The 25,383-nt window shown below is 70.8% G+C and carries 21 protein-coding genes and 1 pseudogene; 13 read left to right on the top strand and 9 right to left on the bottom strand.

What is annotated here, in order from left to right; translation table 11 throughout:
• Positions 1-71: 71 nt before the first annotated feature.
• The 3 genes from leuA to Q2K16_RS18410 all read right to left on the bottom strand — a co-directional run bounded on the left by leuA (position 72) and on the right by Q2K16_RS18410 (position 3,601).
• On the bottom strand, positions 72-1,826 hold the full coding sequence (leuA, locus tag Q2K16_RS18420; protein WP_302738815.1) for a 2-isopropylmalate synthase: 1,755 nt from the start codon (positions 1,824-1,826) through the stop codon (positions 72-74).
• Positions 1,827-2,146: 320 nt separating this feature from the next.
• The gene (locus Q2K16_RS18415) at positions 2,147-2,677 is read right to left on the bottom strand and encodes a nitroreductase family protein (RefSeq protein ID WP_302738814.1); all 531 of its coding nucleotides are present in this window, start codon (positions 2,675-2,677) and stop codon (positions 2,147-2,149) included.
• A gap of 84 nt (positions 2,678-2,761) precedes the next feature.
• Positions 2,762-3,601, bottom strand: a complete 840-nt coding sequence (locus Q2K16_RS18410) for a hypothetical protein (RefSeq protein ID WP_302738813.1) — start codon at positions 3,599-3,601, stop codon at positions 2,762-2,764.
• Between the two features lie 316 nt (positions 3,602-3,917).
• On the opposite strand from Q2K16_RS18410, the gene Q2K16_RS18405 reads away from it, so the two are divergent.
• Positions 3,918-5,183 carry an aspartate kinase gene (locus Q2K16_RS18405; protein ID WP_088643814.1) on the top strand — a complete coding sequence of 422 codons (1,266 nt, stop codon included), beginning with the start codon at positions 3,918-3,920 and terminating at the stop codon, positions 5,181-5,183.
• A gap of 5 nt (positions 5,184-5,188) precedes the next feature.
• Positions 5,189-6,250: an aspartate-semialdehyde dehydrogenase gene (locus Q2K16_RS18400; protein WP_302738812.1), complete on the top strand. Its 1,062-nt coding sequence runs from the start codon at positions 5,189-5,191 to the stop codon at positions 6,248-6,250.
• Between the two features lie 126 nt (positions 6,251-6,376).
• Here Q2K16_RS18400 and Q2K16_RS18395 read toward each other — a convergent pair whose 3' ends face one another.
• The gene (locus Q2K16_RS18395; RefSeq protein ID WP_489671923.1) at positions 6,377-7,753 is read right to left on the bottom strand and encodes a GGDEF domain-containing protein; all 1,377 of its coding nucleotides are present in this window, start codon (positions 7,751-7,753) and stop codon (positions 6,377-6,379) included.
• Between the two features lie 209 nt (positions 7,754-7,962).
• Between Q2K16_RS18395 and Q2K16_RS18390 the strand changes: the two genes are divergently transcribed.
• From Q2K16_RS18390 to Q2K16_RS18380, 3 genes are all read left to right on the top strand, one after another.
• Positions 7,963-8,646 carry a histone deacetylase gene (locus Q2K16_RS18390; RefSeq protein WP_302738810.1) on the top strand — a complete coding sequence of 228 codons (684 nt, stop codon included), beginning with the start codon at positions 7,963-7,965 and terminating at the stop codon, positions 8,644-8,646.
• Between the two features lie 142 nt (positions 8,647-8,788).
• Positions 8,789-9,247: a lamin tail domain-containing protein gene (locus Q2K16_RS18385; protein ID WP_302738809.1), complete on the top strand. Its 459-nt coding sequence runs from the start codon at positions 8,789-8,791 to the stop codon at positions 9,245-9,247.
• A gap of 200 nt (positions 9,248-9,447) precedes the next feature.
• On the top strand, positions 9,448-9,924 hold the full coding sequence (locus tag Q2K16_RS18380) for a hypothetical protein (RefSeq protein WP_302738808.1): 477 nt from the start codon (positions 9,448-9,450) through the stop codon (positions 9,922-9,924).
• A 23-nt stretch (positions 9,925-9,947) separates the two neighbouring features.
• On the opposite strand, the gene Q2K16_RS18375 is transcribed toward Q2K16_RS18380, so the two are convergent.
• A complete protein-coding gene (locus Q2K16_RS18375; RefSeq protein ID WP_302738807.1) occupies positions 9,948-11,054 on the bottom strand; it encodes a calcium:cation antiporter in 1,107 nt (368 codons plus the stop codon).
• A gap of 72 nt (positions 11,055-11,126) precedes the next feature.
• Positions 11,127-11,807 carry a M23 family metallopeptidase gene (locus tag Q2K16_RS18370; RefSeq protein ID WP_302738806.1) on the bottom strand — a complete coding sequence of 227 codons (681 nt, stop codon included), beginning with the start codon at positions 11,805-11,807 and terminating at the stop codon, positions 11,127-11,129.
• A gap of 163 nt (positions 11,808-11,970) precedes the next feature.
• Between Q2K16_RS18370 and Q2K16_RS18365 the strand changes: the two genes are divergently transcribed.
• Positions 11,971-13,287 (top strand): chymotrypsin family serine protease, encoded by a 1,317-nt coding sequence (locus tag Q2K16_RS18365; RefSeq protein WP_302738805.1) that lies wholly within the window; start codon positions 11,971-11,973, stop codon positions 13,285-13,287.
• Positions 13,288-13,399: 112 nt separating this feature from the next.
• Here Q2K16_RS18365 and Q2K16_RS18360 read toward each other — a convergent pair whose 3' ends face one another.
• Positions 13,400-14,131, bottom strand: a complete 732-nt coding sequence (locus tag Q2K16_RS18360; protein ID WP_302738804.1) for an SDR family NAD(P)-dependent oxidoreductase — start codon at positions 14,129-14,131, stop codon at positions 13,400-13,402.
• Between the two features lie 69 nt (positions 14,132-14,200).
• On the opposite strand from Q2K16_RS18360, the gene Q2K16_RS18355 reads away from it, so the two are divergent.
• Positions 14,201-15,028, top strand: a complete 828-nt coding sequence (locus Q2K16_RS18355) for a LysR family transcriptional regulator (RefSeq protein WP_302738803.1) — start codon at positions 14,201-14,203, stop codon at positions 15,026-15,028.
• A gap of 481 nt (positions 15,029-15,509) precedes the next feature.
• Here the strand turns inward: Q2K16_RS18355 and Q2K16_RS18350 are convergent, their stop codons facing one another.
• Complete coding sequence (locus Q2K16_RS18350; protein ID WP_302738802.1) at positions 15,510-15,848, bottom strand: hypothetical protein; 339 nt, start codon at positions 15,846-15,848, stop codon at positions 15,510-15,512.
• Positions 15,849-15,995: 147 nt separating this feature from the next.
• Between Q2K16_RS18350 and Q2K16_RS18345 the strand changes: the two genes are divergently transcribed.
• The gene (locus Q2K16_RS18345) at positions 15,996-17,411 is read left to right on the top strand and encodes a helix-turn-helix domain-containing protein (protein WP_302738801.1); all 1,416 of its coding nucleotides are present in this window, start codon (positions 15,996-15,998) and stop codon (positions 17,409-17,411) included.
• A gap of 3 nt (positions 17,412-17,414) precedes the next feature.
• Here the strand turns inward: Q2K16_RS18345 and Q2K16_RS18340 are convergent, their stop codons facing one another.
• Positions 17,415-17,981, bottom strand: coding sequence for an NUDIX hydrolase (locus Q2K16_RS18340; RefSeq protein ID WP_302738800.1), 567 nt, complete (start codon positions 17,979-17,981; stop codon positions 17,415-17,417).
• Positions 17,982-18,497: 516 nt separating this feature from the next.
• Here Q2K16_RS18340 and Q2K16_RS18335 point away from each other — a divergent pair.
• From Q2K16_RS18335 to Q2K16_RS33045, 5 genes and pseudogenes are all read left to right on the top strand, one after another.
• Positions 18,498-19,475: a hypothetical protein gene (locus Q2K16_RS18335; RefSeq protein ID WP_302738799.1), complete on the top strand. Its 978-nt coding sequence runs from the start codon at positions 18,498-18,500 to the stop codon at positions 19,473-19,475.
• A gap of 657 nt (positions 19,476-20,132) precedes the next feature.
• On the top strand, positions 20,133-20,825 hold the full coding sequence (locus Q2K16_RS18330) for a hypothetical protein (protein ID WP_302738798.1): 693 nt from the start codon (positions 20,133-20,135) through the stop codon (positions 20,823-20,825).
• A 1,051-nt stretch (positions 20,826-21,876) separates the two neighbouring features.
• The gene (locus Q2K16_RS18325) at positions 21,877-23,448 is read left to right on the top strand and encodes a replication initiator (RefSeq protein WP_302738797.1); all 1,572 of its coding nucleotides are present in this window, start codon (positions 21,877-21,879) and stop codon (positions 23,446-23,448) included.
• Positions 23,445-23,642 (top strand): excisionase family DNA-binding protein, encoded by a 198-nt coding sequence (locus Q2K16_RS18320; protein ID WP_302738796.1) that lies wholly within the window; start codon positions 23,445-23,447, stop codon positions 23,640-23,642. Before Q2K16_RS18325 ends, Q2K16_RS18320 begins: the two co-directional genes overlap by 4 nt.
• A pseudogene (locus Q2K16_RS33045) lies at positions 23,642-24,859 on the top strand (tyrosine-type recombinase/integrase). The gene Q2K16_RS18320 and the pseudogene Q2K16_RS33045 overlap by 1 nt, the downstream one beginning before the upstream one ends.
• Positions 24,860-25,383 lie beyond the last annotated feature (524 nt).

The following is a 25,383-nucleotide window of genomic DNA, read 5'->3' as shown; positions in this document are numbered from 1 at the left end:
GCGAGCCGGCCCGGGGCCGGTGGTCGTGCTCCGGGATCGCCAGGCGACGACCACCAGCCCCGGACGGCGGATCAGGACCGGGTGCGGTTGGCGGCGCTGGTGACGGCCTTGATGGAGGCGGTGACGATGTTGGGGTCGGTGCCGACGCCCCACACGGTCTGGCCGTTGATGTCGCACTCCACGTAGGCGGCGGCCTGGGCGTCGCCACCCGAGGAGAGGGCGTGCTCGTGGTAGTCCAGCACGCGTACGGCCACCCCCACCGACTGGAGCGCGTTGACGTACGCGTCGATGGGGCCGTTGCCGACGGCGGTCAGGGTCCGTGCCGCGCCGTCGACGACCACCTGGGCCTCGATCTCGACCTTGCCGTCGACGGTGCCGATCGTGTAGCCGGTCAGGTTGACGGCCGGGTCGACCTGGTGGTCGAGCAGGTAGTTGCGGGCGAAGATCTGCCACATGGTGCCCGGCTCGACCTCGCCACCGTCGTGGTCGGTGACCTGCTGCACGACGCCCGAGAACTCGATCTGGAGCCGGCGCGGCAGGTCCAGCTGGTGCTCGGTCTTCATGATGTACGCGACGCCGCCCTTGCCGGACTGCGAGTTGACCCGGATGACCGCCTCGTAGGTGCGGCCCAGGTCCTTCGGGTCGATCGGCAGGTAGGGCACCGCCCAGGTGAACTCGTCGATCGGCATCCCGGCCGCCTCGGCGTCGCGGGTCAGCGCGTCGAAGCCCTTCTTGATGGCGTCCTGGTGGGAGCCGGAGAAGGCGGTGTAGACCAGGTCGCCGGCGTACGGGTGCCGCTCGTGCACGGGCAGCTGGTTGCAGTACTCGACGGCCCGCTTGACCTCGTCGATGTTGGAGAAGTCGATCATCGGGTCGATGCCCTGCGAGAACAGGTTCAGCCCCAGCGTCACCAGGTCGACGTTGCCGGTGCGCTCGCCGTTGCCGAACAGGCAGCCCTCGATCCGGTCCGCGCCGGCCAGCAGGCCCAGCTCGGCGGCGGCGACCCCGGTGCCCCGGTCGTTGTGCGGGTGCAGGCTGAGCACCAGGCTGTCCCGGCGGGGCAGGTGCCGGTGCATCCACTCGATCGAGTCGGCGTACACGTTGGGGGTGGCCATCTCGACGGTGGCCGGCAGGTTGATGATCAGCTTGCGGTCCGGGGTGGGGTCGATCACCTCGATGACCTTGCCGCACACCTCCACCGCGTACTCCAGCTCCGTGCCGGTGTACGACTCGGGCGAGTACTCGTAGTAGATGTCGGTGTCCGGGGTGTGGATCTCGGCGTACTTGCGGCAGAGCCGCGCACCCTGGGTGGCGATGTCGGTGATGCCGTCGCGGTCCAGGCCGAAGACCACCCGACGCTGGAGCGTGGAGGTGGAGTTGTAGAAGTGCACGATGGCCCGGTGCGCGCCGCGCAGCGACTCGAAGGTCCGCTCGATCAGGTGCTCCCGGCACTGGGTGAGCACCTGGATGGTGACGTCTTCGGGGATCAGGTCCTGCTCGATGAGCTGCCTGACGAAGTCGTAGTCGGTCTGGCTGGCCGACGGGAAGCCGACCTCGATCTCCTTGTAGCCCATCTGCACCAGCAGCTGGAACATCCGCCGCTTGCGCTCCGGTGACATCGGGTCGATCAGGGCCTGGTTGCCGTCGCGCAGGTCGACCGCACACCAGCGGGGGGCGGCCTCGACGTGCCGGGTCGGCCAGGTGCGGTCCGGCAGGTCGATCCGGAACTGCTGGTGGTACGGCTGGTAGCGCTGGTACGGCATCCGGCTGGGACGTTGCCGGGCGATCTGATCGGCCTCGGCGTCGGTGGTGACAGGTTGAGCCATGACGGAGTGCTCCCGTGGGTCAGGTGGCGTCAGCATTGCGAAGGTGTCGGCGGGTGCCGGGCGGCGATGCCCGGACGGGTGCCGAGATGGAGTTCGGATCTGCTGGACGGCGCGGTTCGACTCCGCGACGGGGTGCCGGCCGGTCAGGCCCCGTCGCGGCGACCAAGGAGAAGGTACGCCCGCCACATGACAGAGTGACCCTACGTGATGAGCCGGGGGGTGCAAAGGTGGGTCCGGACTCTGAGATCGAAATCGCACCCGCCGGCCGCCGTCGCCGGACCTCCGACCGGGGTCCCGCCGTCACCGTCCAGGGCGGGGGGTCAGCCGAGCAGCAGGGCGTGGACCGGGTGCCGGCGGCGTAGCGCGGTCTCCCGGCGCAGCAGGTCTCCGGGCAGGGCGGACGGGTCGCCGAGTGGGCCCACGGCGGTCACCACCAGGGGGCGTACCCCGGTGGCCAGGTCCAGGTCGGCGGCGAGCGCGGCCCGGTCGAAGTCGCGGATCTGGCGCACGTGCAGACCGAGGGCGGTGGCCTGGACGCTGAGGTGGGCGATCGACTGGCCCAGGTCGTACGCGCACCGCTCCGGGTCGCCCGCGACGTGCGCGCCAACCACCAGCGCGGCGGCGTGCCGAGCCCAGCGCTGGTCGGCCTCGGCGAGGCTGACCAGGATGCGTTTCCAGGTCTCGTCGTCGCGGCGGCCGAGGGCGAACCGCCACGGCTGGGCGTTGCCGGCCGACGGCGCCCAGCGGGCCGCCTCCAGCAGGGATGCCGCCTCGTCGCCCGCCAGTTCGGCGGTCGGGTGGAACGCCCAGGGGCTCCAACGGAAGGCGAGCAACGGGGTGAGGTGAGCCATGCGAAGAGAATCCCGTATGGGGCTTTTGGCGGATTACCCCGCTATGGCAAATGTGGTCAAGGCCACCCGTAACGCCCGAACGGGTCAGGACGTTTCGGGGCTCGGCTCCGCCGCCGACGATCCCGGCTCCCGCCCGAGCGGCTCACCGGGCACCACCGGCCCCGCCAGCGGCACCGTGTCCGGCGCCGGGCCGGGTGGGCCGGCCAGGGTCAACGTGCCCAGCGCCGCCCGGACGAAGGTGGGCGTCCCGTCCGGCTGGTAGCAGTAGATGCCCACGTCCAACGGCGGGTTCAGCGAGGCGGCGGTGCTCTCCACCGCGTAGCAGGCCCCCGGGACCCCGGCCGGCGTGGTCGCGGTGGAGACCGACAGCGCGGTACGCCGGTCGGTGAGCACCTCCAGCCAGTCGGTGAACGGGTGCTGCACCCGGGGGTCCAGCCGGTGCGGCACCGTGTCGTCCCGGTCGCCCAGTCGTACGCAGCTCGCCGGCTCCGGCCGGCCGGCCGACGGCAGGCCGCACTGGAACAGCCCGTCCCGGGTGGCGGTGAGCGCGACGTCCGCCGTCCCGCCGAGAGCGCCCCCCGGCACGTCCACCCGCCAGCTGCCGTCGTTCGCGCTGGTCACGGTGATCTCGCGGGTCGGGCCGCCGGTGCCGGTCAGGGTGTACCGGGCGGTCAGGTGCCGGTCCCGGGCGGCGGCGGCCAGCGCGGCCAGCTCGTCGCGGGCGCTGTCGACCGCGGCGGGCGTCGGATCGGACGGCGACCCGGTCGGCGGGGCGTCCGGCCCGTCGGAGGCGCAACCGGCCAGCAGCACCAGCACCGGCAGCACCGGCAGCACCGACCGGACCGGCATCCCCCGGCGGCCCGGCGACCCCGATCGGAGCAGCGGTTGCGGTCGGGCCGGACCGGCCAGCTGGGCCGGCGGCATCCGACGGTCCGGAGGCGCCGGTCGGGTCGCGGGCTCCGGGGACGGCGGGATCGGGCGGGGGCGGGCATGCACCGGGTCATTCTGCGCCTGGCGACCGCCCCGGACGACCCCGCGCGGGCCGGTGACGGGCCGGGCGTGTCGCGTCGCGTCCCCGTGCGAACCGCCCTGCGCGGCGGTGGCCAGCGCCGGATGGTGGGATCACCCGACCCGCACTCGCGTACCGCCCGATACCCTGGGGTGGTCTGACACGCGCCGCCGGACTTCAGCCGGCGGCGTCGGCACGCTCAGGGTCGTCGCTGGGAGGGAGTGCGCCGTCGTGGCACTCGTGGTGCAGAAGTACGGCGGGTCCTCCGTCGCCAACGCCGAGCGGATCAAGCGGGTGGCCGAGCGCATCGTCGCCGCCCGCAAGGCCGGCGACGACGTGGTGGTGGTGGTCTCCGCGATGGGCGACACCACCGACGAGCTGCTCGACCTGGCCAACCAGGTCAGCCCCCTGCCGCCGGGCCGTGAGCTGGACATGCTGCTCACCGCCGGGGAGCGGATCTCGATGGCGCTGCTGGCCATGGCCATCCACAACCTGGGGTACGAGGCGCGCTCGTTCACCGGCTCGCAGGCCGGCGTGATCACCACCTCGGCGCACGGCCGGGCGCGGATCATCGACGTCACCCCGGGGCGGCTCAAGGGCGCGCTCGACGAGGGCGCGGTGGTGATCGTGGCCGGCTTCCAGGGCGTCTCGCAGGACACCAAGGACGTCACCACGCTCGGCCGGGGTGGATCGGACACCACCGCCGTGGCGCTCGCCGCCGCGTTGCACGCCGACGTCTGCGAGATCTACACCGACGTGGACGGCATCTTCACCGCCGATCCCCGGATCGTGCCCAACGCCCGGCACATCCAGCACATCACCTACGAGGAGATGCTGGAGCTGGCCGCCTGCGGCGCCAAGGTGCTGCACCTGCGTAGCGTGGAGTACGCGCGCCGGGCGGGGTTGCCGATCCACGTCCGTTCGTCATACTCGACCAACACCGGCACCATGGTCACCGGATCGATGGAGGACCTTCCCGTGGAACAGGCACTGATCACCGGGGTTGCCCACGACCGCAGCGAGGCGAAGATCACGATCGTGGGGGTGCCCGACGAGCCGGGCGCCGCCGCCAGCATCTTCGACACCGTGGCCGGTGCCGAGATCAACATCGACATGATCGTGCAGAACGTCTCCACCGAGGGCACCGGGCGCACCGACATCTCGTTCACCCTGCCCAAGGCCGACGGGCCCACCGCGATGGCCGCACTCAGCAAGATCCAGGAGCCGGTCAAGTTCAAGGGCCTGCTCTACGACGACCACGTCGGCAAGGTGTCGCTGATCGGTGCCGGCATGCGCTCGCACCCGGGCGTCGCGGCCGGTTTCTTCGCCGCCCTCGGCGCGGCCGGCGTCAACATCGAGATGATCTCCACCTCCGAGATCCGGGTCTCCGTGGTCTGCCGGGACACCGACCTCGACCGGGCGGTACGCGCCATCCACGACCAGTTCGAGTTGGGCGGCGACTCCGAAGCCGTGGTGTACGCGGGAACCGGGCGGTAGCCCCGATGGGACCGCAGCCCACCCTGGCCGTGGTCGGGGCGACGGGGGCTGTCGGCACCGTGCTGTGTGACCTGCTCTCCTCCCGGCGCAACGTCTGGGGCGAGATCAGGCTGCTCGCCTCGGCCCGCTCGGTCGGGCGGCGGGTGCGCTGCCGGGGCGAGGAGCTGACCGTGGGCGCGCTCACCCCCGAGGCGTTCGCCGGGGTCGACGTGGCGGTCTTCGACGTGCCCGACGAGGTGTCGGCGCACTGGGCGCCGATCGCCGTCGAGCGGGGTGCGGTCGTCGTCGACAACTCGGCCGTGTTCCGGATGGACCGCGACGTTCCGCTGGTGGTGCCCGAGATCAACCCCGAGCAGGTGCACCACCGGCCCCGGGGGATCATCGCCAACGCCAGCTGCACCACGCTGACCATGATCGTGGCGATCGCCCCGCTGCACCGCGAGTACGGCCTGCGGGAACTGGTGCTCGCGTCGTACCAGGCGGTGTCGGGTGCCGGGCAGGCCGGGGTGGACGCCCTGCACCTGCAACTCGGCAAGATCGCCGGGGACCGGGTGCTCGGCTCCCGGCCCGGCGACGTCCGGCAGGCGGTCGGCGACGAATTGGGCCCGTTCCCCGCGCCGCTGGCCCTGAACGTGGTGCCGTGGGCCGGATCGCCGGCCGAGCAGGGCTGGTCGTCCGAGGAGCTGACGGTCCGCAACGAGTCCCGCAGGATCCTCGGCCTGCCCGACCTGAAGGTCTCCGCCACCTGCGTCCGGGTGCCTGTGGTGACCGGCCACTCGGTCGCGGTGCACGCCGTCTTCGCCACCGAGGTCGACGCCGAGGGGGCCCGGGAGGCGCTGCGCAACGCCCCCGGCGTGATCCTGGTCGACGACCCGGCCGCCGGGGAGTTCCCGATGCCCATCGACGCGGTCGGCACCGACCCGTCGTGGGTCGGCCGCATCCGCCGGGCCGTCGACGACCCGCGCGCCCTCGACCTCTTCGTCACCGGCGACAACCTGCGCAAGGGGGCCGCCCTCAACACCGCCCAGATCGCAGAACTCGTCCTCAAGCCCCGTACCCGCCCCTAACCCCCACCCCCCACCCCACCCCGTGTCGATCAAGGAGTTGTGGTGCTCACAAAAGGCGTGAGCCAGGGCAAAAAGCCCACCACGAGTCCATGATCGACGCTGTCTGCGGCGGGGCGGTGGTGGGGGTCAGGGGGCGGAGAGGTGGACCCGGTTTCGGCCTCGGTGCTTGGCCGCGTAGAGGGCCTGGTCGGCGCGGTGCAGGGTACGGTCGGCCGGTTCGCCGGGGAACGGTAGGGCCACGCCCACACTGATCGTGCGGCCGGTGCGCCGGGCGGCCTCGGTCAGCCGCTCGGCGATGCGGACCGCCTCGTCGGCGTGGGCCACCTCGATCACCGCGACGAACTCGTCGCCGCCGGTGCGGTACAACTCGTCGCCGTGCCGCAGCGCCGCCTCCAGGGCACGGGCCAGCCCCACCAGCAGCCGGTCCCCGGCCTGGTGGCCGTACGTGTCGTTGACGCTCTTGAAGCCGTCCACGTCGATGGCGAGCAGCGCGGTACGCCCGGGGGTGGCCGCCGCGATCCGCCGCCCGAACGTGCCGGTGTGCCGTAGCCCGGTCAGCGGGTCGAGGCTTGCCTGTTCCCGCAGTTGCGCCAGGGTGCGCAGCCGCTCCAGGGCGGCCCACGCCTGCCCGGCGAGCAGTTCCATCAGGTTGACGGTGGTCGGGTCGGGGCGCAGCAGCCGCTCGTCGGCGACCAGCAGCACCCCGCCGTCGTCCGGTGGGCCGACCGGCACCGACACCAGGGTGCGTACCCCGGCACGGGCCAGCGCGAGGTGTTCCTCGGTGGGCGGGCAGCCCGACTCGCCCAGGGTGTAGGCCGCGCCGTACCGGTGGGCCCGCGCGACGATCCGGTCGAGCTGCGAGGTCGAGGCGTCGGCCAGCGCGGACCGGACCCGCGCCTCCCACTCGGTGGGGACGGTGGTCGGTGCGCCGACGTGGGGACCGTGCCGGCCGGCGAGCACCAGCACGGCGGTGGAGAGGGTGGAGACCTCCCGGGCGGCGGTGAGCGCGGCGGTCAGCAGGTCCCAGTCGGTGGGGGCGGCGGTCATCGCGGTGGCGTGCCGGAGCAGTTTCTCGCTGCGGCTCTCGGCGGGCGGCCCGCCCAGCGCCGCGATCCGGGCACCGAGCCGCTCGGCGAGCCGGTCGGCGGTCTCCCGCCACGGGGTGAGGTCCACCGGCCCGCTCCACTGGAGGTCGAGCACGCCGATCGGCCGGCCCTGCGGGTCCCGTACCGGTACGCAGATCTCGGCCGTGACGTCGGGGCGCAGCGGTAGGTAGTCCGGGTCGGCGGTGACGTCACCGACGGTGGCCCCCACGCCGGAGGCGTACACCCGGCCGACGATGCCCGACTTCGGCGGGACGGCGGAGAAGACCTGCCAGGCCCCGGTGGCGGCGATGCAGCGCAGCCGGTCGTGCACCTGGAGCAGGACGGAGATCGTGGCGGGGGCGTACCGGGCGAGCGTGGTCACCGTCCACCGGCAGGCCTCGGCGGCGGTCGACGCCATCGACAGGCGGACCGTGACGTCCCGGACGACTCGCTCGTGATCCACGTTCTTCCAGGTGGGAAAGGGCCCGGCGGGTACCGGGGCTGCGATCAAGCGTACTCAGCGGTGAGTGGTCGGACCCGCCAAGATCAGTTTGTTCGTACACATGTTTCATCCACAGGGTGTGGACAGGGCCTGTGGGGCGATAGCGTGGCGCGAGAGGGGGCGGGATGGAACTGCTCTGGTACGTCGCCTACGGGTCGAACCTGCACGCGGCCCGGCTTGGCTGGTACCTCTCCGGTGGCCGCCCACCCGGCGGGCTGCGCTCGTACCCCGGCTGCCGGGACTGCCGACCGCCGCGCCGGACGCTGCCGGCGCTGATCCCCGGCGGCATCTACTTCGCCGGCGAGTCCCGGGCCTGGACGGGCGGGATGGCCTTCTACGACCCGGCGCTGCCCGGCGTCGCGGCGGCCCGCGGCTACCTGCTCACCCGGGCGCAGTTCGCCGACCTCGCCGCCCAGGAGATGTACCGGCCCCCCGGCGACGACCTGCCCGCGCTCGACACGGCGGTCGCCGACGGCCGGGCCACCCTCGGCCCGGGGCGCTACGAGACCCTGCTGCGGGTCGGCACCCACGACGGCCTGCCGATGCTCACCTTCACCGCGCCGTGGCGGGCCGCCGACGTGGCGTGGACCCCGCCCGCCCCGGTCTACCTGCGGATGATCGCCGCCGGGCTGCGGGAGGCGCACGGCTGGACGCCGGCCCAGACGGTCGACTACCTGGCCGACCGGCCCGGGGTGACCGGGCACTGGACCCGACCCCGACTGGTCGACCTGATCCGCCCGCCGGACGAGTGCGGGTCGGTGGAAGGGACGCCCTCACCTGACGATCGCGCCATCCATGATCACCATTAGGGTCCCGCTGCCGGGACTGGCGGACCGGATTGGCGACGCGGCGCATTTCCGGTCCACGGTCGCCGGTCCGCGTCGATAACCTCGGCTCACTTTCCGTGACCGGTCCCCGTGGACGCCGGTCCGTGAACCTGTGGGGGTACGCGTGAAGCACACCAGACTCGTCGGACTCGCCGTGGCGCTCGCCGTCGCCGTCGGCGGTTCGCTCACCGTCGCCGGGCCGGCCCAGGCCGCCACCCCGGCCGTCGAGATCACGAAGGTCTACTACAACTCCCCGGGCACCGACACCCGCTCCAACACCAGCCTCAACGCCGAGTACGTCAAGCTGACCAACCGGCGCAGCTCGACGATCAACCTGAAGTCCTGGACGCTGCGCGACAAGTCCAAGCACGTCTACACGTTCTCCGGCGACGTCCGCCTCGCCAAGGGCGCCAGCGTCTACATCCACACCGGCAAGGGCAAGAACACCTCCACCCACCGGTACTGGGGCTCCGGGAACTACATCTGGAACAACACCGGGGACACCGCCTACCTGCGCAACTCCGCCGGCACCGGGATCGACTCCTGCTCGTGGGGAAGCAAGGGCAGCTACACGTACTGCTGACCACCGCTCGGACCCGCGGTGACCGGAGCGTTGAGGGGCGTACTCCGGCCATCGTCCGACCGTCCCGGGAAGGGCGGCCGGCGACTCCTCGCACCGGGAGTCGCGGCCGGTCCCGGGGCGGTCGCCCCGTTTGCGCCCATGCCGGCCCGACCCCGGCGTCCGGCCGGGTCCGTGTCGGTCGGCTCTGCCATGCTGGGCCGGTGACGGTGACCTGGCGACACCTGCCCGCCCCGGCCCGCGAGATCGCGGTGGCCGCCACCGCGGCCGTCGAGGCCGCCCAGGCCCACGACTGCGCGGCGTACGACGGCGTGGTGCCCCGGCTCGCCGGTGCCGACCGCGCCGGGCTGGTCCTCGGCGGGGTGGTCCGGCTCCTGCTGGAGCAGGCCCACCCCGACGGGCTCGACAGCGACGACGTGCGGCAGGTGCTGGAACGCTGCGTCCGCTCCGCCGCGACCTGGCGGCCCGACGTCGACCCGCACGTGGTGCTGGTGCTGCTGGCCGGGGCGCTCGGCGTCTACGACCCGGGTGACGACGACACCCCGCCCGACCCGGTCGCCGTCGCCGCCCACGCGCCGCTGCTGGTGGTCGACCTGCTCGCGGTGACCGGGGTCCCGTTCGCCGGGTGCCTGGAGGCGGCGTTCGCCGAGGTCGCCCGCACCGAACGCCACGACGACTGACGACGCCCCGCCGGTGCGGCGGGTCAGGGGCTGGCGGCGAGGAAGACGAACGCGGCGAGCAGCACCAGGTGCACCCCGCCCTGCAGGACGGTGGCCCGGCCCGGCACCACGGTCAGCACCCCGGTGACGACGGTCAACGCCAGCAGGGTCAACTGGGTGCCGGCGAGGCCGAGCAGCAGCGGCCCGTCAAGCCAGATCGAGGCGAGGGCGATCGCCGGGATGGTCAGGCCGATGCTCGCCATCGCCGAGCCGAGCGCCAGGTTGAGGCTGATCTGCACCCGGTCCCGGCGGGCCGCGCGGGCGGCGGCCAGGGTCTCCGGCAGCAGCACGAGCAGCGCGATGATCACCCCGACGAAGGACTGCGGCAGGTTCGCCGCCGCGACCCCGGCCTCGATGGTCGGGGAGACGGTCTTCGCGTCACCGACCACGGCGACCAGGGCGACGACGAGCAGCACCAGACTCGTCACCGCGGTACGCGTCGACGGCGGGTCGGCGTGCCCGTCGCCGTCGGAGTCGGGCACGCTGCCGTCGCTGGTCACCGGCAGGAAGTAGTCCCGGTGCCGGCCGGTCTGCACCATCACGAAGAGCCCGTACAGCGCCAGCGACGCCACGGCCGCGAAGGCGAGCTGGGCGGGGGAGAACTCGGGGCCGGTCTTGCTGGTGGTGAACGTCGGCACCACCAGGCTCAGGGTGGCGAGGGTCGCCACGGTGGCCAGCGCCCCACCGGTGCCCTCCGGGTTGAACACCGCCACCCGTCGCCGGAGCGCGCCGAGCAGCAGCGAGAGCCCGAGGATGCCGTTACAGGTGATCATCACGGCGGCGAAGACGGTGTCCCGGGCCAACGCCTGGGTCTTGTCGCCGCCACTGATCATCAGGGTGACGATCAGGGCGACCTCGATGACGGTGACCGCCACCGCGAGCACCAGTGAGCCGTACGGCTCACCGACCTTGTGGGCGACCACCTCGGCGTGGTGCACGGCCGCCAGCACCGCGCCGGCCAGCAGGAGGGCCACCACCGCCACCAGCACGCCCGGCAGCTCGCGGTTCCAGGTGACGAGCAGCAGCAGCACCGCGAGGACGGGTACCACTATCGTCCAGTCGGACATCCGGGGGCGGAGCAGCGCGGGCATGCCGTACACCCTGCCAGGAAAACCGGGTCGTCGCGCTGCGCCGGGCGGCGGACGTCACCGGGCGGGTGGTGGTCACCGTGTCGGCTCGACCACCGCCGCCTCGCCCGGGACGCCCCGGTCGACCTCGACCGGCGGGTCGCCCGCCCGCCGCCACGACCGGTAGTGCCGGAAGGTCATCGGCAAGCCCCGGGCGGCGTACGGGTCGGCGGCGTCCATCACCTGTAGGTGCAGGTGCGGCTGGGTGGAGTTTCCCGAGTTGCCGCAGTCGCCCAGCTCCTGCCCGACGCCGACCTCGTCGCCCACCGCCACCTGGACCGACCCGGCGCGCAGGTGGGCGAGCAGGACGTACCCCCGGTGCCCGGCCAGCTCGACGATCACGTGGTTGCCGGCGACGGCGCCCGCGCCCCGGCGGACCCGGGCCGCCTGGGTCAGCGCGTAGGACAGCAGCGTCGTCGGCGACCGGCGGGCCTCGTGGTCGGCCTCCCCGTCGTGCGCCGCCACCACCCGGCCGGCGGCGGGGGCGAGGACCGGCCGCCCGAAGGCGAGGAAGCGCTGCGGCGGCTCGGTCGCCAGCAGCGTCCGCCAGTCTCGGACGGTCGCCGTCCGTCGCCCCCGCACCGCCACGAAATCCATCGCGTACGTGGTGGCGAAGAGGTCGGTGCCGTGGCTGGGCACCCGCCGGGCGGGGCTGTTGCGGACCAGCCAGGTGCCCCGGAACGGCAGGGCGAGCACGACCGGACCGGGGACCGGCATCGGGCTCCTTCCGGTGGGACGCCAACGGTACGACGCCACGGCCACCGGCATCCCGGGGGCGAATCCGGCCCGGTCGTGACGTTCCACATCGGCCGGACAATTCTCCCGACGAAAACAGTACGCCCGTTCCGAATGGTCGGGCCGGCCCGGTGGCGTTCAGTCCGTGACCCGACAGGCGGGATTATTGCCGAACTTCAATTCATGGAAGATGCTCTCGATGGAGAAACAATCTCCAATTGTCGAGAGGACGCAGATGAACAATTCGCTCCGAAGACTCATCGCCCTGGTGGGCGTGGGTGTCGTACTGCCGTTCATGGCCGTGCCGGCCAACGCGGCATCACCGCGACCGCTCAGCATCGAGGCGGTGGCGGCCATGACGCCGGAACGACAGGCCACGGTGCTCGAACCGCTACGGGTGGCGGCCGACGCCGTGGCCCAGGTCGGGCTGGGCACCCGGACGGACATCTACACGCAGGTCGAGATGGCCGCCGACTACCGGTCGGTCAACGTCTACCTGACCGACGTGCGGCAGGGGCGCGCCTTCATCGCCGCGGTCCGCCGGGTCAACCCCAAGGTGAACACCCGGCTGATCAACGTGGTGCAGAGCAGGAAGTCGCGGCAGCAGCTCCGGCAGGAGATCACCGCCCTCACCGAACGCACCGACCTGCCCTTCACGGTCGGCCTGGCGGGCAGCTCCGTCGACGGCAGCGTCATCGAACTCGCCGTGGACGACGCCCAGGCCGCGCACGCGTACCTCGCCTCGCCGGCCGTCGCGCAGCGGCGCGCCGCCGCCGACGCCACCGAGATCCGCGTCCGGCAGGCACCCCCGTCGAAGCCGCTGAGCCGCTGGAACGACACCTCCCCGTTCTACGCGGGAGCAGCCCTCGGGCCGGCCTACGGAAGCGAGGCCTACTGCACCAGCGGCATCCCCGCCGTCAGCACCTGGGACGGCCGGCAGTGGCTGGTTACCGCCGGCCACTGCTACAACGTCGGCGACAACGTGTCGGCGGCCGGCGGCAATTACATCGGCCAGGTCAAGTACAAGCGGGCCGATCTCGACTCGGTATTCATCGAGGCGCCGACGTACCGATACACGTGGGACGGCGTCGACGCGACCGGCTACGCCCGCTATCTCAACGGCGTACGCAATGTGGCGGTCGGCGATTTCACCTGCCAGCTCGGATACAACTCGAAGGTCGTCTGCAACATCAGGACGGTTTACGCGGGCAATGCCAGCTGGACCGTCAACGGCACCACCGTCTGGGGCAGCTACGGCGTACCGAACGCCGGCGGCATCGTCGGTCGCGGTGGCGACAGCGGCGGGCCGGTCATCTACCTCAACGACCCCAACTCCCGCCAACTCAACGGCATCGTCAGCGTCGGCTACGGCTGCGGCGCGTCCGGGTGCACCACCGGACTGGGCTGGGTCGACGTGTGGACGATCTTCAACGGCTTCTCCATCAAACTGAACCCGTCCTGACCTGACCGACGGGGTCCGGCGGGCACGGGTGACCGGGCCGCCGTCGTCCCCGACTGCGCCAGGGGTCACTCTCAGTTGACGGGAGTGGCCCCTGACCTCGGGCTGAGCCGTCTCACCACGGCACCTTCCCGTCGTCGTCGAAGAACCCGCCGCTGGGGCACTCCCGCCCCAGCGTGGCCAGCCGCACCACCACCGCCGCGCCCTCGGCCGGCGTCCGGGACAGCTGAAAGGGCAGCCCCTTGACGAAATCCGTGTCGCACGCGCCCGGCGCGACCGCGTTCACCAGGATCCCGTCCCCGGCCAGCGCCTTCGCGTACTGCACGGTCAGCATGTTCAACGCCGCCTTGGACACCGGATAACCCAGCGACGCCGGCATCCGGCTCAGATAGTGGGTCGCGTCGGTCGTCCACGCCATCGACGACGTGCCACTGGACACGTTCACGATCCGCGCACCGGCCGAGCGGCGCAGCAGCGGCAGCATCGCCTCGGTCACCGTCACCACCCCGAACAGGTTCGTCTCGAACACCTCCCGGATGCCGTCCAGCCGGGCCGCCCCCGGTGCCTGCGCCGTCAGGTCACCGCCGATCCCCGCGTTGTTGACCAGGATGTCCAGCCGGCCGAACCGGGCCCCGATCTCCTCGGCGGCAGCAGCGACCCCGACCGGATCGGTCACGTCCAGCCGGATCGCCGACGCGCCCCCGATCTTCGCCGCCGCCTCCGCTCCGCGCTCCGGGTCCCGGGCACCGACCAGCACCGTGATCCCCAACTCCGCGAGGCCTTCGGCGACGGCCCGCCCGATCCCCTTGTTCGCGCCGGTCACCATCGCGATGCGTGCTCCACTCATGCACCAAGCCCATCACCGGCAGCGCCTGCGGACCAGGACCGAACCGGTCCGTGGCGATACCTTGGCGGTATGGATGACGTCGAGACGCGCGAGCTGCGTTACTTCGTCGCGGTCGCCGAGGAACTGCACTTCGGCCGCGCCGCACAGCGCCTCGGCATCGCCCAGCCACCCCTGTCCCGAGCGATCCGCCTGCTCGAACGCCGGATGGGTGTCACGCTGCTGGAACGCACCAGCCGCGCGGTCCACCTCACCCCACCCGGCGAGGTGCTGCTCACCGAGGCCCGCCGCGCGCTCGACGCGGTCGAGGCGGCGATCCGGCGTACCCGAAAAGCCGCCCAGACCACCCCGCGCCTGACCCTGGCCCTCAAACCCGGCGGCGACGCCGGACTACTGCGCACCATCCTTGACCGCTACGCGGCGTCTCCCGGCGCCGTCCCGGTCGACCTCGCCTTCCGGGTCGGCGAACGCGCCGCCATGGTCCGCGACGGCCGCGCCGACCTCGCCCTGCTGCACCGGCCGCAGAACGACCTGACCGGCCTGGACAGCGACGACCTGCACACGGAGGACCAGGTCGTGCTGCTGCCCGAGGGCCACCGGCTCGCCGAACGCGCCACCGTGTCGATGGCCGACCTGCACGGCGAGCCGATGCCCCGCTGGCCCGAAGCCCGCCCCGGCGTCACCGGCCACCCGGTCGCCGACAGCAACCAGCTGCTGCACCTGATCCAGCTCGGCCGCCTGATCGCCGTCGTCCCGGAATCGGTAGGCGAGTACCTGCCCCCGGGCCTGATCAGCCGCCCCGTCCTGGACGCCGACCCGGCCACCCTGGTCCTCGCCTGGTCGCAGACCAGCACGTCACGCGAGGTCGCGGCCTTCGTCCGCGCGGCGGTCACCGCCTGACACCGGCTCACCGCCGCAGCAACACCCGCGCAGCACCTGCCTTCCGCACCACGTCGATCCCGCGCAGCCGCACGGAACCGCTTGTACGTTACTGCCGTACAGAAGCACAAGGGGCACATCCATGGATCGGATGTGCCCCTACCTTTGTCGGGGTGGCCGGATTCGAACCGACGACCTCTTCGTCCCGAACTGGCGGCACGCTGGTCGGATCGGCTGTCATCCGAGGCCATCCGGCCTGCTGGGGTCGGGTGTGGTCGGCTCGGTTGCTGTACTTCGCTGCTGTACTGCTCGTCGACGAGGAACTGCCGGAGTGGGTGCGCATCTCCAGCCAGTGCCGGTGTTCGTCGCACGGGTGGAGTCGGCCGCAGCGGCACAGACTGAGGGTCGACTCGGCGTGCTTGGTCAGCAGGATGTCCGCGTAGGCCACCTGCGCTCGGGCGTACTCGCGGAAGGCTGCCGAGGTGTAGAGGGCTCCCACCGGTCACCGCCCCGACCTGTGGGTGTGGCGGCGGTGCCAGAGGGCTTCGGCGACGGCGTCCATGGGGTCGATCTCGCCGGCGGCCAGGCGTTCACGGGTGACGGCGATCCAGGGCGGCGAGGCGCTGACGGCTTCTCCGCAGGCCGTGCGCATCCCCTCCTGGGCGAGCCGGGCCAGCCGGCAGGGGTCACGTTGGTTCGTGTGCCAGCAGCCGGCGGCCACGCAGAAGCTGGTGCTGTCGGGTCGGTGGGCTTCCCAGAGGGCGCGGGCCAGTCGCCACAACAGGCGGTGCGGGCAGTCGGCGGGTGGTTTCACGGGCGGGTTGTCGATATCGAAGGACATGCGCCGACCATCCCGGCCGGCGGCGGCCGGTTCCATGGTCAGCGGTCATGTCACGGTGACATGGGACGGCTCGACCAGTGCGAATGGTCGCCCTAGGCTGTCGACCTGAACACCTTGAGTAGTTGGAATGCGACGCTGGGAGCTGCCATGCTGCCCGATCCACTGGGAATACCGGAGGATGCGTGGTCGCACGGCGGGGTGCTGAATGTCCTGGCCGCCCGCGACATCGGCGGGCTGTTCCGCTGGATCACGAGTCTCACCGGGGCGAGTCAGAGCCAGATCGGGGCCGCCGTCGGGCTGGCACAGGGCTACGTCAGCCGGATCATGGCCGGACGCAAGGTCACCTCGATCGACGTCCTGGAGCGGATCGCCGACGGCTGCCGGATGCCCGACCAGGCGCGTACCACGATGGGCCTGGCACCCCGCCAGGCCGCACCACCGGCCGCCGCCCCCAGTCGGCGCGTTCCCGACGCGCCGCCTATGCAGCGGACCTGGCGCGACGACGTAAGCAGTGCCGCAGAGCTTTGGCGAGGTGACGTGAACCGTCGAGACGTACTCCGGCAGGTGGCCTTCAGCTCCGCCGGCTACACCCTGCCGGCGCTGCGCTGGTTCACCGCCCCCGACCCGGCCCCGGTCACCCAACCCGGACGCAGCGCGGTCGGTCAACCCGAGATTGACACCATCCGGGCGATGACGGCGACCTACCGCCAGTTGGACAACCAGTACGGCGGCGGGCACGCCCGCGACACCGTCGCCCGCTACCTCCACCAGGAGGTGACCCCGCTGCTCACCGACGGCCGGTACGACCATGCCACCGGTCAACGGCTGCTCAGTGCCGCCGCCGAGCTGGCCCAACTCGCCGGGTGGCAGGCGTACGACACGGCCGAGCACGGCATTGCCCAGCGGTACCTGACCCTTGCCCTGGACTTCGCCCACGCCGCCGGAGACGACGGCCTCGGCGCGGAGATCCTCGCCGCGATGAGCCACCAGGCCACCTACCTCGGCCACACCGCCACCGGCCTCGACCTCGCCCGCGCCGCCGGCCGGACAGCCCGCCGCGCCGGGGTCCCCGTGCTGACCGCCGAAGCTCACGTCATGGAAGCCCACGCCCTGGCCAAGGCCAACGACGAACGGGCCTGCGCTGCCGCCCTGCACCAGGCGGAACAGGCTCTCGACCGGGCCGACCGCAGCGCCGACCCGCAGTGGCTCAGCTACTTCGACGAGGCGTACCTGTCGGCCAAGTTCGGCCACTGCTTCCTCGCCCTCGGCCGCAACACCCACGCCGAACGCTTCGCTGCCCGATCCCTACGCATGGACAACCGGTACGTGCGCGGCCGAGCCTTCAACCTGGCACTGCTCGCCAGCGTCCACGCCCAGCAGGGCGAACCCGACCGGGCCTGCGCCATTGGCGCGGAAGCCCTGACCCTGACCGCCCAGCTCCGGTCGGCCAGGGCCGTTCGCTATCTCCGTAACCTGCAAGCGCAGCTTGCCCCACATCGGCGGCTACCCGCCGTCCGGCACTTCACCGGCCGCGTTGACGCCACCCTCGGCCGGCGACGCTGAACGTCACAGCTCTCCCCGGGCCTTGCGCGCCACCAGCTCCAGCACCGCGATCACCGTGCCGGCACCGACGATCTCACCCAGGGACACCAGGCCGTACGCCTCGTCGAGCGGAATCCAGGCGACCTGCTCAGCCTCGTTCACGTCCACGGGAGCGCCGATGTGCTCAGCCTGCCGGGCCAGGAAGAGAAGGTTCTCGGCGTCAGCGGTGCCGACCCAGGGTTGGAAGGACAACAGCGGCTCCACCGCCTGGGGCCGCCAGCCGGTCTCCTCCTCGACCTCACGTACCGCGCACTGCGCTGGCTGCTCCTGGTCGTCGACGTAACCGCCGGGCAGCTCCCACACCCACCGGTCGAACACGAACCGGTGCCGCCGCATCAACAGCAGGCGCTCCCGATCGTCGAGTACGGCGACCATGGCCGATCGGGGAGCCCGGACCACGTACTGCTCAAAGCGCACCCCGTCGGGCAACTCCACCTCGGCGATGCTCAGCCGCGCCCGCCGGGTGTCGTCCACGACCCGTTCGCCGTGGATGGTCCACCGGGTCAACTCCGTCGCCTGCTCCTCCACCACCCCGCCAGTATCCGCGCCGAACCCTCACCACGCGCCGCAGGCAACGTCTCCTGGCGCACTGCTCGGCCGCCGCTCAGCCGACGAGGACCCCCACACTGGCCCCCGCCGGGGGGATGCGGTCTTAAGCTGTCAGCCGGTAGCAGTTGGTGGCGGTCTGCGTCGGCGAGCAGGTACCGGACGCCAGCGGTTCGCGTTCAGGGGCGACCCCTGTCGGCGCTCGTGCTGCCTTCTTGCTGCCTAACGCCTCGCTGACAAGTTCTGGGCGCTCAGTCCAGCCGTGTGCGTTCGTGTCTGCGAACAGCCGCGCGACTGTCCGCGTCGGGCCGCCGGCCAGCTGACCTCGTGCTGGCCGGTTGCTGTCGGCAGCTATGCCAGCCGTCTACAGGCATTCGCCGACCCCGCCGACTCAATGGGTGGACAGTCGGGTTTCGTACAGGTTGCGGGCCAGATGTTTACAGTTGGGGGCAGATAGTTTATTTTGGCCTTCCCGCTTCCACTATAGGGGAGGATTGGAAGATGGGCCATTATGGCTACCGGCTCTTCTTGGTGCGAGCTAGAGATGGCATGGGCCGAAAGAACCTGGATTTTGGCAACATCGCCAAGAGGCACTTCGCTGACATTCTGCATGAAGACATCAGCAAAAATCTAGATGAGACGTTAAAACTCGAAGACCCGCCAAAGATCCTGGAAAACGGATCATCTGCGCCACCCACCGGGTCTGTAGTGCGTTTTACCGCTATTGACCGCAAAGAGCTTGAACTTCGCCTCGATTTCTTCCATGGGCCATTTGGCGAGGGCGGGACACTTATCGACCCGGAAGGGGAAGATGAGGACCAGGATGTGGAGGGCCGGGCACTGTCAAATCCCTACCGCGCAATCCTCTGGTTTCCCAAGACCGGCACGGCTGGAATCCTTGCCGTTGAAGCCCGAGGTCGCGCTTGCCCGTATAGGCGAATCCTTGCCAGCCTCAAATATGTCCACAGCACCACGCATCGCCTCTTCGTAGAGGCCGGCGTTGCAGACAGGGCTGCCGTAGCTCACTTTATTCGAAATGGCGTGGTTCGTGAGCTGGAAGTTACATCTCACGGAACCGCCCGAGACGGTGACGTGCTAACCGACCGGATCAAGATGGTCGTGAAAATCAGTGGAGCCTCGAAGCTCCAGGAGAAGATGAGAGAGAAGGCCCTCCAGTGGGCCAATGTTCAGTGGAAGCGGCTTACAAATCAGGATGCTCGGCGGACGCTTGCTAAAGAACTTACGGAAACAGCGGTTGGTGTAACCATCCCGCTCGACTTCGATGACAGCTTGCTCCGAATCGACGGTCCCAACGACAGGAAGCGCACTTTGCGCCCGTCGAGAGACGTAGGCGAGTGGATTTATGACATCGCCGACTACCGGCTTGACGACGAAAAATGGTTCGCTCAAGTTTCGGCCTCCATTTCGGAGATCTTCCCAACGATCGCAGCATCTGAGGGTGTCGTACCTCCCAGCTAGAGTACGAAGGTGCTGGGAGGTGCTGTATGCGTGCAGGGCTGCTAGATCGGTTCAACCTGGGACCACTATTTCTAGATCACGTACGATCAATGCGGCAGGTGCGCCCCGACGGGTCTCCCGAAGACAAGGGCGACCCGCCGGATGCGGCTGCCCGAATTTTCCTATACGCGACTCCCGTTGCAGTCGCAGCTGCTTCACTTTGGCGCGATTGGAAGTTAACCGACCCTGGCTCCCTCTCTGGCGCGAGTGCGCTTATGGCAGGGATTCTCTTCGCCGCCTTCACGCAGTTGGCGACGCTCCGGGAGAGGCTTGAGGATCGCGACGAACCCATTAGCGCTACAACTAGAAAGCACTTTCGAGAAACCGCCGCTCACCTGATGATGGGGGCATTGACGGCTGCGGTCGAGGCGGCGTTTTTAGTCGTAGCTTCCGGCTCTCGAAATCATCCGGATGACAAGTTGGCCGAACTCCCAACTGCGATAGCTTTGGGAGTGGGAGCCTACTTGTTTCTGCTATTCGTCATGGCAGTTCGACGAATGTACTCCGCCTACCTTCGCGTCTTCGAAGGAGGCCTATACCTGCGCAAACCGCGCCGAAAGGATCACCAGCCTTACGACCAGTAGTTGCGCAATTGCCGGAACGAGTTAGCCTATAACTATGGATCTCGCGCTCCGCTCTTCGCGTGCAGCCGAGTCCCTGAGTAGGTGGCTCGCGCCGCTGGCCTTCAGTGACTGGTCAGCACCCCGGGTAACCGCAGCGTTGACACGGGGTGTGGTGGATTGGGGCGTCGCGCACGGTTGGCGGGTCCGATGCGAGGTCCCCAGCATCGCCGGTCTGCCCGGCATCCATCCTGACCGGCTGAGCTACCTCGATGTCGTCTGCGAGCGGCTAAACGGGCCGCCCATTGCCATCGAGATAGACCGCACCGACAAGCAATGGTCATCCCGCAAGCTGCTCTGCGAAGCCGACGCCGGAGCTGTCGCCGTCTGGGTTCGTTGGGGCAGCCCTCGGACGTGGATCGTGCCGCACCCTGTCGCCCTGGTCGACATCCCCACCACCTGCCGTCGGGTCGCTGGACGCCTCCTCTACTCCCGCGCCACCTCCGCACCAGCGCATAGCGTCGACGAACAACCCGGGCCAGCACCGGCCCGCTGCTGGGCCACTACCCGCAAGGGCCAACCGTGCCCCATCAACCCGCGTCCCTCTGGGCTCTGCCACGTCCACGATCCCGCCGTGCAGTGCGGCGCCCGCATGAAGAACGGCCAGCGCTGCGGCAACGCCACCGGCGGAGGCCCCTGCAACGTCCACAAGAACAGTCCGGCACTCGAAACTCCGACCGCCCTACTCTAAAACCGCGGCAGCAACCGACAGCGGGTTTGCCATCCCGTCTGCCGTCGACCCGCCCTCCTGGGGAGCGGGCCGCCGCCCGGCCCGCCACGTCAAGACGGCCTTGACGCACGGTCGAACGCTGGCGGGTCGGGCGGTGGTCTGCTCGGCTCGCCCGGGTCGTCGGCTGGCGGGATGGCTCGCGCAACCACCCACGGACCGCAACGCGCCGACGGGGTTGCAACCATCCCGGAGCCCGAGCGCCCCCGCCGGAGGCGCAGTAACCGCAGCCCCGTGATCGCCGCCAGCTCGCCGACGCTGCCGGCGTGCGCTCCCCTGCGCCGCGCGGGCTCGTGGCCGCGCGGCCCGGCCGGCTGCCGGCCCACCACACCCACGGTCAACGGCCTGTGTTCTGCGGCGGCCTCTTGGGCTTTCCGCTTCCGCGCCAGCCGCCGGGCGTTGCGTGGCCGGAGTCGGAGCGCCAGCGGAGCGACGGGCACGCGCCCAGGCGGCGGCGCGTGCGGCCCGTTCAGGGCCGCCTTGATAGACGTACAGAAAGTCCTCCCACACCGGCCGGCAGCCGGCCGTCTTGCGGGCTCACAGCGGGTTGACGTGTCGGTACCCGGTGCTACTCTGGCCCTCGTCGAGCACGCCAGCGCGGCCTTCCCGCCGGATCGCTGAACTCGACTTTGGAGTTGCCGAGCGGCCTTCCTGCCGCTGATGCGGGTCACGTCCCGCCGGCTCTCGATCGCACCGGCCGTTGCTCCGGCCCGGAATCCACTGAGCGGCCCAGCACGGCCTTCCCTGCCGTCCACGATGGCCCTCGGATTCGCACACCTCGACGGGTGGGGATCACCCGCGGCAACCCGCCGGTAGCCGACGACCAGGCACTCCACCCGTCCCGGCATCACCCAAGATCCAGGAACCCAGTTCAACGGCGGTCCAAGGCCGATGGCCAACCCCGCCCTCCGGCGTGAGCCGCCCTCTCCGGCGGTGCCAGGAGACACCACGAACACCACCGACGGACATCACTCCGGCGTCCGGTGGCAGTTCGTCGCCCGTCCCCTGCCACCCCTTGAGGAGAAACCGTGTCCACCTCACCGCCGGCCGTGACGCCCAGGCCCTGCACCGCGCCGCCGCCCCGGACTACTTCGGCTGGCTGGAGCACACCCGCGCCGCCGGAGGCTGCACCCGTCCGATCCGCCTGGCCGGCACCCTCACCGCCGTCGAGCCCGGCACCGGGCGGGTCCTGGCCGAGCAGCACACCGACGAACTGCCCGACCGGACGCTCTACAAGGCGTGCGGCAACCGCCGTGCCGCCCAGTGCCCCGACTGCGCCTGGGTCTACGCCGGTGACGCCTTCCAGGTCGTCCGCTGCGGCCTGACCGGCGGCAAGATCATCCCCACCACCGTCGCTGCGCATCCGGTCGTCTTCGCCACCTTCACCGCGCCGTCCTTCGGCCCGGTGCACCACCGGCACATCCCCCGGCACACCTGCACACACCGGCGGCGCTGCGACTGCCGTCCCGCACCCTGCCGCGCCCGGAGCACCGCCGGCACCTGCCCGCACGGGCGGCCCGCAGCCTGCTTCACCCGCCACGACGCCGACGATCCGCAGCTCGGTCGACCGCTCTGCCTGGACTGCTACGACCACGACCACCAAGCCGTCTGGAACTACTCCTCGGGCAAGCTGTGGCGACGCACGAAACAGGCCATCGAACGCCATCTCACCGCCGTGTGCCGCCGACGCGGCATTCCCCACGTCCAGGTCGTCACCGACTCCGGCCGGATCCGGCGGGTGCCTCCGGTGCGGGTGTCCCACGGGAAGGTCGCCGAGATGCAGCGCCGGGGCACGGTGCACTTCCACGTCCTGCTGCGCCTCGACGGCGTCGACCCCCACGACCGGCACGCCCTGCTCCCGCCACCGACCGGTATCACCGTCGACGACCTCGACGCCGCAGTCCACGCCGCCACCCGACAGATCACCGTCACCACCCCGCCGCACCCCGACCGCCCGCAGGGCTGGCCGATCGCCTGGGGTGAGCAGGTCGACGTACGCCGCATCGGCACCAGCGACGGCGACGTGACCGACGCCAAGGTGGCCGCCTACCTCGCCAAGTACGCCACGAAGTCCACCGAGGTCACCGGCCACTGCTCCACCCGACTCACCCCGGACACCGTCGACGCCTACGCCGACCCGGAAGGCGACCACCTCGCCCGGCTCATCGGCGCCTGCTGGCGACTCGGCCGCCCCACCCGACACCACCTCACCCGGACAGCCGGGAAGACGAAAGACCGTCAAGGCGACCTTGACCCCATACCCAATCCCTACGCCGGGCTGCGCCGCTGGGCGCACATGCTCGGCTACGGCGGCCACTTCCTCACCAAGGCCCGCCGCTACTCGGTCACCTTCGGCCTGCTCCGCGACACCCGCGCCGCCTACCGCCGCACCGAGCACGCTGACACCGCCGACAGCGACGACACCGCCGGCACGGTCACCGTCGGCACGCTGGCCTTCGTCGGCTCCGGCTGGCTGACCGACGGCGACGCCCTGCTCGCCAACACCGCCGCTGCCCAACGCCGGGAACGCCACCGCGTCGGCCGCGAAGAACTCGCCCACGAGGCGTGGTCGGGGGTGGCGGCATGACCCGACCCCTCACCCCGCGCTGGTACTCGCCCGCCGAGGTCGCCGTCCTGCTCGGCTTCGGCCTGTCCAAGGTCAAGATGAAGATCGCTACCGGTGAGCTGCGCTCCATCAAGGACGGCAAGTATCGCCGCATCCTGCCCGAGTGGGTCGACGACTACATCCGCGAACAGGTCGACCGGCAGGAGGCAGCTTGATGCCCGCCCGCACCCGCGCCAACGGCGAAGGCTCGATCTTCCCGTACCGCAACGGCTTCGCCGCGTACGTCTGGGTCACCAAGCCCGACGGGAAGCGGACCCGCAAGTACGTCTACGGCCAGACCCGGGAGGCCGTCCACGACAAGTGGATCAAGCTGCACCAGCAGGCCAAGGCCGGGCCGGTCGCCACCCGGGTGCCGACCCTCGGTGACTACCTGACCTACTGGCACCGGGAGGCCGTGCGCCCCAACCTTGCGCCGCTGACCTGCGCCACCTACGAGACGATCCTCCGGCTGTACGTGATCCCCGGCCTCGGCGGGAAGCGGCTCGACCGGCTCCAGGTGCGCGACGTGCAGACCTGGATCAACGAGGTGGCCCGTGACTGCCAGTGCTGCGCCCAGGGCAAGGACGCCCGCCGCCCGGAACTCAGGCGGCGCTGCTGCGCGCTCGGCCGGTGCTGCGGTGACGTGCCGTCCGCCCGCACCGTCAAGGACGTCCGGGGTGTGCTGCGCTCGGCGCTCAACCACGCGGCCACCGAGGAACTGGTCACCCGCAACGCCGCCGCCCTGGTCTAGCTCCCACCGGTCCGTCGCCGTCGGGGCCGGGCGTGGACCAGCGACGAGGCCCGTCGGTTCCTTGAGTCCGCGCGGGCCGACCACGATCCGCTCTACGCCGCGTACGTGCTGATCCTGGTCCTCGGCCTACGCAAGGGGGAGGTGCTCGGCCTCACCGGGGACGCCGTGGACCTGGCGGCGGGGGAGCTGTCGATCGGCTGGCAGTTGCAGCGGGTCGGCGGCCAACTGCTGCACCGGGAGACCAAGACGCAGACCTCGGACGCCACCCTCCCGCTGCCGGACATCTGCGCGGCGGCACTCGACCTCCGCCAGCTGGCGAGGAAGGCCGACCGCGACGAGGCGGGCATCGCCTGGCAGGGCTCCCGGCTGCTGTTCACCACCCGCTACGGAACGCCCGTGGAGCCGCGCAACTTCAACCGTTCCTGGGACGCCCGCTGCGCCCGCGCCGGAGTTCGGAAGATCACCGTGCACGACGCCCGGCGTACCTGTGCGACCCTGCTCGTCGACCTGGACGTGCACCCGCGCGTCATCATGCAGGTGCTCCGGCACGCCGAGGTGTCGGTGACGATGGAGATCTATTCGCAGGCGTCCTCGGACGCCACCCGCGACGCCCTCAAGCGCCTGGGCGAGAGTTTGCGCTGACCGCTGCTGTACTCCACTGCTGTACAGAAGCACCAGAGGGCACATCCATGGATCGGATGTGCCCTCTGACCTCTGTCGGGGTGGCCGGATTCGAACCGACGACCTCTTCGTCCCGAATTACGTCCGGTTACCTGTTGTGCCTTGAAGTCCAGCTATCCATGCAGGTCAGCATGTCGGCACCCGTTGGTCTGCATCGGGGGTTGGAGCTGCCTCACCCATGATCGTCTCCCAGAATTCTCCCCACGCTGGTGGCGGCGTGAACCCTCACACGCTTTCGAGGTCTGCGCTCACCCGTACAGGATGGGTCAACACGGTACGTGAGCTGCGATCGGAGCCCTATCCGTGCTCAGGTAAACCCCGATGTACGTCCCTGAATGAGACCACAACTGAGACCATGCCGGCCTGCGGTGCGCTCGACGCGATGGGCGCTTGCGCCACCGCCTCCGGAGGGATGGGCCTCTCTCGGCCGCGCCTTGCGGTCTAGCTGGGCGAACGCCGACCGAGGGCGGCGAGAGCTTTCAACT

Source organism: Micromonospora cynarisoli, from assembly GCF_030518815.1.
GTDB lineage: Bacteria > Actinomycetota > Actinomycetes > Mycobacteriales > Micromonosporaceae > Micromonospora > Micromonospora wenchangensis.
This window is presented reverse-complemented; position numbering and strand designations above follow the sequence as displayed.

Excerpts from the sequence above, each read along its gene's own strand:
- leuA (WP_302738815.1), bottom strand. The coding sequence starts at position 1,826 with ATGGCTCAACCTGTCACCACCGACGCCGAGGCCGATCAGATCGCCCGG.
- Q2K16_RS18415 (WP_302738814.1), bottom strand. The coding sequence starts at position 2,677 with ATGGCTCACCTCACCCCGTTGCTCGCCTTCCGTTGGAGCCCCTGGGCG.
- Q2K16_RS18410 (WP_302738813.1), bottom strand. The coding sequence starts at position 3,601 with ATGCCGCCGGCCCAGCTGGCCGGTCCGGCCCGACCGCAACCGCTGCTC.
- Q2K16_RS18400 (WP_302738812.1), top strand. The coding sequence starts at position 5,189 with ATGGGACCGCAGCCCACCCTGGCCGTGGTCGGGGCGACGGGGGCTGTC.
- Q2K16_RS18395 (WP_489671923.1), bottom strand. The coding sequence starts at position 7,753 with ATGGCGTCGACCGCCGCCGAGGCCTGCCGGTGGACGGTGACCACGCTC.
- Q2K16_RS18390 (WP_302738810.1), top strand. The coding sequence starts at position 7,963 with ATGGAACTGCTCTGGTACGTCGCCTACGGGTCGAACCTGCACGCGGCC.
- Q2K16_RS18375 (WP_302738807.1), bottom strand. The coding sequence starts at position 11,054 with ATGCCCGCGCTGCTCCGCCCCCGGATGTCCGACTGGACGATAGTGGTA.
- Q2K16_RS18370 (WP_302738806.1), bottom strand. The coding sequence starts at position 11,807 with ATGCCGGTCCCCGGTCCGGTCGTGCTCGCCCTGCCGTTCCGGGGCACC.
- Q2K16_RS18360 (WP_302738804.1), bottom strand. The coding sequence starts at position 14,131 with ATGAGTGGAGCACGCATCGCGATGGTGACCGGCGCGAACAAGGGGATC.
- Q2K16_RS18355 (WP_302738803.1), top strand. The coding sequence starts at position 14,201 with ATGGATGACGTCGAGACGCGCGAGCTGCGTTACTTCGTCGCGGTCGCC.
- Q2K16_RS18350 (WP_302738802.1), bottom strand. The coding sequence starts at position 15,848 with ATGTCCTTCGATATCGACAACCCGCCCGTGAAACCACCCGCCGACTGC.
- Q2K16_RS18345 (WP_302738801.1), top strand. The coding sequence starts at position 15,996 with ATGCTGCCCGATCCACTGGGAATACCGGAGGATGCGTGGTCGCACGGC.
- Q2K16_RS18335 (WP_302738799.1), top strand. The coding sequence starts at position 18,498 with ATGGGCCATTATGGCTACCGGCTCTTCTTGGTGCGAGCTAGAGATGGC.
- Q2K16_RS18330 (WP_302738798.1), top strand. The coding sequence starts at position 20,133 with ATGGATCTCGCGCTCCGCTCTTCGCGTGCAGCCGAGTCCCTGAGTAGG.
- Q2K16_RS18320 (WP_302738796.1), top strand. The coding sequence starts at position 23,445 with ATGACCCGACCCCTCACCCCGCGCTGGTACTCGCCCGCCGAGGTCGCC.